6 protein-coding genes and 2 rRNA genes are annotated in these 6750 nt (G+C 52.0%); 2 read left to right on the top strand and 6 right to left on the bottom strand.

Annotated features, from left to right (window positions below; all coding sequences use genetic code 11):
- The 4 genes from lacNas_RS06070 to lacNas_RS06055 form a co-directional block, all read right to left on the bottom strand.
- Positions 1-159: flavoprotein (locus lacNas_RS06070; RefSeq protein ID WP_280515430.1), on the bottom strand; the 159-nt coding region annotated here is incomplete at its 3' end.
- 12 nt (positions 160-171) lie between these two features.
- Complete coding sequence (locus lacNas_RS06065) at positions 172-645, bottom strand: arginine repressor (RefSeq protein WP_201331639.1); 474 nt, start codon at positions 643-645, stop codon at positions 172-174.
- A 241-nt stretch (positions 646-886) separates the two neighbouring features.
- On the bottom strand, positions 887-2584 hold the full coding sequence (argS, locus tag lacNas_RS06060; RefSeq protein ID WP_201331640.1) for an arginine--tRNA ligase: 1698 nt from the start codon (positions 2582-2584) through the stop codon (positions 887-889).
- 233 nt (positions 2585-2817) lie between these two features.
- Positions 2818-3732, bottom strand: a complete 915-nt coding sequence (locus lacNas_RS06055) for a LysR family transcriptional regulator (RefSeq protein WP_201331641.1) — start codon at positions 3730-3732, stop codon at positions 2818-2820.
- 124 nt (positions 3733-3856) lie between these two features.
- Between lacNas_RS06055 and lacNas_RS06050 the strand changes: the two genes are divergently transcribed.
- Both lacNas_RS06050 and lacNas_RS06045 read left to right on the top strand, forming a co-directional pair.
- Entirely contained in the window at positions 3857-5065 is a 1209-nt protein-coding gene (locus tag lacNas_RS06050) for an aminotransferase-like domain-containing protein (RefSeq protein WP_201331642.1), read from the top strand.
- 167 nt (positions 5066-5232) lie between these two features.
- Positions 5233-6321: a 5-methyltetrahydropteroyltriglutamate--homocysteine S-methyltransferase gene (locus tag lacNas_RS06045; RefSeq protein WP_201331643.1), complete on the top strand. Its 1089-nt coding sequence runs from the start codon at positions 5233-5235 to the stop codon at positions 6319-6321.
- A gap of 54 nt (positions 6322-6375) precedes the next feature.
- Here the strand turns inward: lacNas_RS06045 and rrf are convergent.
- Positions 6376-6492 (bottom strand): 5S ribosomal RNA (gene rrf / locus lacNas_RS06040).
- Between the two features lie 70 nt (positions 6493-6562).
- Positions 6563-6750 (bottom strand): 23S ribosomal RNA (locus tag lacNas_RS06035); the annotation flags it as partial.

The following is a 6750-nucleotide window of genomic DNA, read 5'->3' as shown; positions in this document are numbered from 1 at the left end:
CTTCGTCAGTGCCGCCAGGGTTGCCGGGCCAACAAAGTGCTCACTGTTGGCCGTCATCGCCACTCTGACCTCGTGGCCGGCCTTCTGCAGGCCGCGGACGACGCTGACTGCCTTATAGGCGGCTATTCCACCCGTCAAATAGACCGAAATCCTCACCATCTCGCCTGCCTTTTAGTAGATCTTGCGTTCCTTAACGATTGCCTGTGCCCAGTCGGCAAAACGGGCAGCAGCGTCAGCATCCTTGAGGATAACCAGGAGAGTGTCGGTTCCGGCAATCGTGCCGACTACGTCTTCATTGTCAATGTCGTCAATCAGGCCAGCCAAAATCGGCGCGTAAGTCAGCTTCATGCTGGTTTGAATGACTACCGTAAATTGCACGGCCGTTACCGTGGCAACGCGTTCACGGATGGCGTCCTTCAGCTGCCTCTCGCGGTTGACAGCGGCTGATGGAGCCTTGACATAGTAGCTGCGGCCGTCGTCATCCGGCACCTTGCTGATATGCAAGGCGTGAATGTCACGGGAAATCGTTGCCTGGGTTGCGGTGGCGCCATGCGACTGCAACAAGAGGAGCAATTGCTCTTGCGTCTCAATCTTGTTGGTTTGAATCAGTTCGTAAATCAGCTGTCTTCTTTCTTTGTAATTCATAATTATTGCCCCTTAATCTTATATTTAAGCGTTTTAGATACTCTTAATTTTAGCGCATTTTTATATTTCAATAAAGCTGTTATTTAATTCTTGTTGGATGAAATGCTCCTCCCGGCCCAGGCCAAGGGGGATTTTTTCGTACGCTTAGCACTAACGTACACTTTTGAAAACCCGCAAACTATATTTAATAAAAAACACCTTGAAACGAGTTCAAGGCATTTAATATCAAACACTTAAAAAATTACATTTCGTCCGGAGCCTTAACGTCCAGCAGGGCCAGGGCTGACTTGATCACGTGGCTGACAGCCTGAACAACGGCCAGACGAGCCTTCTTGACGTCTTCGTCAACGTCGTCAACCAGGATTCTCGTGTGGGCGTAGTACTTGTTGAAGCGCTTGGCCAGTTCCAGGGAGTACTTGGCGATTGCGCTCGGGTCGTAAGTTTCCATGGCCTTTTGGATGGTATCAGCGTAGCGGCCCATGAAGGAAACCAGGTCCCATTCTTCGGCGCCGATCTTGCTCAAGTCGACATCGCTGAAGTCCTTGATGCCGCTCTTTCTCAGCAGGCTTTCGCCACGGGCACGGGCATATTGCACGTACGGACCGGTTTCGCCTTCGAACTTGACAACTTCTTCCAAGCTGAAGTCGATCGGGTTCCGGCGGTAGTTCTTCAAGTCGTGGAAGACAACCGCGCCAATGCCGACCTGCTTGGCAACTTCGTCAGCGTTCTTCAAGCTGGAGTTCTTTTCAGAAATCTGCTTGCGGGCCAGGTCAACTGATTCGTTCAAAACGTCTTCCAAGTTGACAACGTTACCCTTTCTGGTGGACATCTTCTGGCCGTTGATGCTCATCAGCCCGAAGCTGACGTGCACAATATCGTCGGCCCAGTCAAAGCCCATTTCCTTCAGGCAGGCACGCAGCTGCTGGAAGTAAACTTCCTGTTCCTGGCCAACCACGTAAATGGACTTGTAGAAGTCGTAAGTCTTCTTCCGGTACATCGCCGTAGCCAAGTCACGGGTGATGTAGGTTGAGGTGCCGTTGCTCTTGATGACCATCAAAGGCGGCAGGTTGTACTTTTCAAGGTCAACGATTTCTGCCCCCTGGCTCTTGACCAGCAGGCCCTTTTCCCGCAGGATCCGGATTGGTTCGTCCATCATTTGGGCACTGAAGGCTTCCCCGGTGAAGGAGTCAAAGTTGACGTCCAGCATGCCGTAAACCTTCTTGAACCGTTCCAGGGAAACTTCTCTGAACCAGCTCCACAGGCGCTTGGCTTCTTCATCGCCGTGTTCCAGCTTGGCAAACCATTCACGGCCTTCTTCGTCGTATTCCGGGTGTTCTTCAGCTTCCCGGTTGATCCGGACGTAGTAAGACAGCAGGGTGTTGATCGGGTCCTTTTCGATGTCGGCGTCGTTGCCCCACATCTTGTAGGCAGCCATCATCTTCCCGAATTGCGTCCCCCAGTCACCCAGGTAGTCGATTCTGATCGGCTTGAAGCCTTCCTTTTCCAAAATGCGGGCAATGGCTTCACCGATCATCGTTGACCGCAAGTGCCCCATCCCCATTGGCTTGGCGATGTTTGGTGAAGAGTATTCAGTAGACACGTTCCGGCCGTGGCCCAGGTCACGGGCGCCGTAGTTTTCAGGGTCAGCCAGGATTTCCTTCAAAATGGCTGCCCCGGCCTGGCTCTTGTTCAAGAAGAAGTTGATGTATGGGCCAACTGCTTGAACCTTTTCAAAGTTGGTCTGGTCAATCTTCTCTGCCAATTCAGCCGCGATCAAGTTTGGTGCCTTGCGCATGGTCTTGGCTAAGGTAAAGGTCGGAAAAGCGTAATCCCCCAGCTTTTCATCCTTTGGGCGTTCGATCTTCACATCGACTTCTTCAAGTGACCAGTCAGGCAAAACCGTCTGTAAAGCTTCTGCAACAAGTTGTTTACCGTTCATAAAATACCTTCTTTGTTTTCTATATCTTAAAAATTGAATAAAAATTACTCAGCGCCTGCTTGCCCCATCGCTGATGCAAGTTTTTGTTCATGATTCCTATTAATCTCACGAGTGTGACAAAACGCCTTGTAGTCTCATTATATTTTTACTCTGTATATTATAGCAAGAGATTAGCGGGTGTGACAACAGATTTTAACAATTTCATTATACCGTTTATGCAATCTATATGCATGCTACTGCTCGGCCGGCTGCATCGTCAAGCGCCCGCTGGGGTACTGGCGCCTGATCAGCTCGTGGACATTGCGGATCATTTGCTGGGTCGACGGCGCCAGGCGCTGCTGGTTGGAAGTCACCAGGGCGATTTTCCGGTAAAAAGGCGTGCTGAAAGGCAGGATCCGGACTTCCCCCTGCATCTTCTGCAGGGCCAGGGCCGGCAGGATCCCCAGGCCCAGGCCTGCTTCTACCATCGCCACGATCGACTGGTCGTCAATCGAGAACTGAATCGCCGTCGACTTGATTGAGTAGTGGTCAAGTGCTGCCTTGGTGTCAAGGTCGTAGTCGCTTTGCTGGAGGATGAAGTTGTAGTTCACCAGGTCCTCTTGGCTGACGCTGTGGCCGTTTTTGACCCGGAAGTTCTTAGGGGCGATGCAGTAGATTTCGTCTTCCAGAATTTTCTCGCAGCTGATCCCCTGCTCGTTTTCCGGCAGCATGGTCAAGCCCAGGTCCAGCTGACCGCTTTTGACGGCCTGGGTAATTTCGCTGAAACCCGCCTGGCGGACCGAAATCTTGACTTGAGGGTAGTTTTTGGCAAAATTCTGGATCAAAGGCGGCAGCCAGTTGATGCAGGCCGAAGAGAAGGCCCCGATACGAATCAAACCGGTGTCCAGGCCTTGAATCTGCTGGGCCACCTGTTCCAGACGGTTTTGATCATTGATGATTTCCTGGATCAAGGGCAGGATCTTCTCCCCGTCCGGGGTCAGCTTGACGCCGTTTCTGGACCGCACGAAAACCGGAAAGCCCAGTTCGGTCTCCAGCTGGTTAACCGAGTGGCTGATAGCTGACGGCGTGACGTTTAACACGACTGAGGCCTTGTTGAAGGTCCCCTGTTCGATGACGGTCCGAAAGACCAAGTATGGAAATGGCAGCATTTGCCCCTCCTAACATGAAAACATTTCACTTAAAATGAAACAAGTTGAATTTTATTATTCTTACTCAAGCAATTATAATATAGTCAACGCACAAATGACAATACAATTTAGGAGCAAAGAAAAAATGTTAAGCAAGCTTTTTGCCAAAAGAACCAAAACTGAAAATCCTTCCCGCCTGCAAGGGCTCTTCCCGGAAAGCAACTACGCCGACAATATTTCCTTCGGGGGCGGCTGTCCGGATGAAAGCCTCTTTCCAAGCCAGGCGCTGCAAGCTGCTTACCAGAAGGCCGTTGGCCTGGAAAAGAGCCATTCCTTCCAGTACCATGACGTCAAAGGACCTGCTGCTTTGCGCGACTACCTGGCAAACCGGGCAAGACAACAGGGCATCGCCAACGCAAGCGCCGACGACATCCTGCTTACGGCTGGCGGCCAGCAGGGCATCGACCTGGTAGCCAAGCTCTTTTTGGAAGCTGGCGACGAAATGGCTGTTGAAGCACCAAGCTACGTCGGAGCTCTGGCTGCTTTTGACAACTATGAGCCAGTCTACCATGAAATCCCCTTGGAAGACGACGGGGTCAACCTGGACTACTTTGAAGAGCAGCTGAAACAGCACCCGGCAATCAAGCTCTTCTATACGGTACCGGACTTTCACAATCCAACGGGGATCACCATGTCACTGGCCAAGCGCCAGCGCCTGGTCGCTTTGGCTGAACGATACGACTTCGTCATCTTAGAGGACACCCCTTACCGGGACCTGCGCTATCATGGCGAAAGCCTGCCGAGCATCAAGAGTTTTGACACTGAAGGCCGGGTCATTTTCCTGTCCAGCTTCTCCAAGATTCTTTCCCCGGCCTTCCGCTTGGGCTGGCTAGTGGCCAGTCCGGAAATCAAAGAGCAGCTGGTCAATCTGAAATTGGCGGCAGACCTGGAAGTACCATATTTGGCAGCCGGCACGGTCGCTGCCTACCTGGCAGACAACGACCTTGACGAACACATCGGCCAGCTCAAGCAGGTCTACCGGGTCAAGCTGGACGCCATGGCCAAGGCCTTGAAGACCTATCTGCCGGCTGACGCGAAAATCAGCCAGCCTGAAGGCGGCTTCTTCTTCTGGGTTGAACTGGGCGATGAAATTGACACCAGACAGCTTCTGCTTGACGAAGCCGTACCAAAAGAACACCTCATTTATGTGCCTTCAGCCAGCTTTTATCCCAACTGGGACAAAAACAACGGCCTCCGGGTCAACTTCACTGGCTCAAGCTTAAGCCAAATCGACGAGGGTGCCCAGCGGCTGGGAAGAATCCTCAGCCCGGCCCAATTGCAAATGGCAATTTAATCAAAACCGCCTGACTTAATCAGGCGGTTTTTGCTCCTAAAATGCCGTCAACATATTGTAGACTTTTTTGCCTTTGAAAAGCAATCGTTCCTTTTCTAAGCTGTTTTTAATCATAGTTTAAAATATGCTACAATAAGGCCAGCGCCTGTCAGTAAGGAGGTAATTTTATGACGGCACCATATCAAACTGATCTCGTCGGCAGTTTCCTGCGGCCGGCCAAGCTGCAGCAAGCCCGGCGCGACTTCCGCGACAAGAAGATCACCGCCAGCCAGCTGGCTGCTATTGAGGATGAAGCTATCGAGCAGCTCATCCAAAAGCTGGTTGCCCACGGCTATCCCGTGGTTACCGACGGGGAATTCCGCCGCGGCTGGTATCATTCTGATTTTTTGGGAGCTCTGGAAGGCATCAAGCTTTCAACTTATACCATGAACCTGTTCGGCGAAGAGACCTTGGTCGGCTCAACCGCCATCACCGGTCCGGTTGCCTGGAACCCGCGGCATCCGTTTATCGACCACTTCCGTTTTGCCAAGAAAACGGCGGACAAATACGGCGTGGCCACCAAGCTCGACATTCCCGGACCAAACATGGTCTTGATCGACACGATCACGACCGACCAGGAAAATTACTACGGCCATGACTTCCGCCGCCTGGCTGCAGATTTCGTCAAGGTCTATCAAGCAGCGATTCAGTCCTTTTACGAGGCCGGCTGCCGCTACCTGCAGCTTGACGATCCAGTCTGGGTCTGCCTGGTCGACGACAACTTTTTAAACAAAATTAGGCAGGCTGGTTTTGATCCAGAAGAAGTCCGCCAGGTCTTCTTTGACACGGCCCAGGAAATTCTGGCTGCCAAGCCGGCTGACATGGACATCACCCTGCACATCTGCCAAGGCAACCTGCGTTCCAAGAAATTCTACGACGCCAAATACGATGGCCTGGTCGACACCATCTTCCAGTTGCCCTTCAGCGGTTTCTTCATGGAATTCGACGATGAAAAGTACTGCAATTTCGAGCTTTTGGAAAAGCTGCAGGGGCAAAAGATCGTTCTTGGCCTGGTCAACACGCAGTCTGACGAATTAGAAGACAAGGCCAGATTGCTGGCCCGGATTGAGCGGGCCAAGCAGCACGTTGACCCAAAGCAGATCTGCATTGCCACCCAGTGCGGCTTTGCTTCAACGGCCGCCGGCAACTTGATCAGTGAAGCCGGCCAGTGGCGCAAGCTTGATCTCGTGCATGAATTGGCTGAGAGCCTCCGCTAAAGCGGAGGCTTTTTTATGCAAAAAAAGAGCCAGACTTCCGTCTGACTCTTGCTTGCGCGGCAGCTTCCTATCCTCGCAGGCAGTTTCCCACCAACTACTTTCGGCGTTAAGAAGCTTAACTGCTGTGTTCGGCATGGGAACAGGTGTATCCTTCTTGCCATTGCCACCGCACTCTTTCTTTGAGCTTGCACGCTCAAAACTGAATATCTCTTCCAAGTCAAAACCAATTGCTTCGCTCTTCTTGGTCAAGTCCTCGACTGATTAGTACCGGTCCGCTCCAAAGCTCACGCTTCTTCCACTCCCGGCCTATCTACCTCATCGTCTCTGAGGTGTCTTACTTTCTTGAAGAAATGGGAAATCTCATCTTGAGGGGGGCTTCGCACTTAGATGCTTTCAGCGCTTATCCCGTCCGCACATAGCTACCCAGCG

It is taken from the genome of Lactobacillus nasalidis, from assembly GCF_016587775.1.
GTDB lineage: Bacteria > Bacillota > Bacilli > Lactobacillales > Lactobacillaceae > Lactobacillus > Lactobacillus nasalidis.
This window is presented reverse-complemented; position numbering and strand designations above follow the sequence as displayed.

Excerpts from the sequence above, each read along its gene's own strand:
- lacNas_RS06055 (WP_201331641.1), bottom strand. The coding sequence starts at position 3,732 with ATGCTGCCATTTCCATACTTGGTCTTTCGGACCGTCATCGAACAGGGG.
- lacNas_RS06050 (WP_201331642.1), top strand. The coding sequence starts at position 3,857 with ATGTTAAGCAAGCTTTTTGCCAAAAGAACCAAAACTGAAAATCCTTCC.
- argS (WP_201331640.1), bottom strand. The coding sequence starts at position 2,584 with ATGAACGGTAAACAACTTGTTGCAGAAGCTTTACAGACGGTTTTGCCT.
- lacNas_RS06065 (WP_201331639.1), bottom strand. The coding sequence starts at position 645 with ATGAATTACAAAGAAAGAAGACAGCTGATTTACGAACTGATTCAAACC.
- lacNas_RS06045 (WP_201331643.1), top strand. The coding sequence starts at position 5,233 with ATGACGGCACCATATCAAACTGATCTCGTCGGCAGTTTCCTGCGGCCG.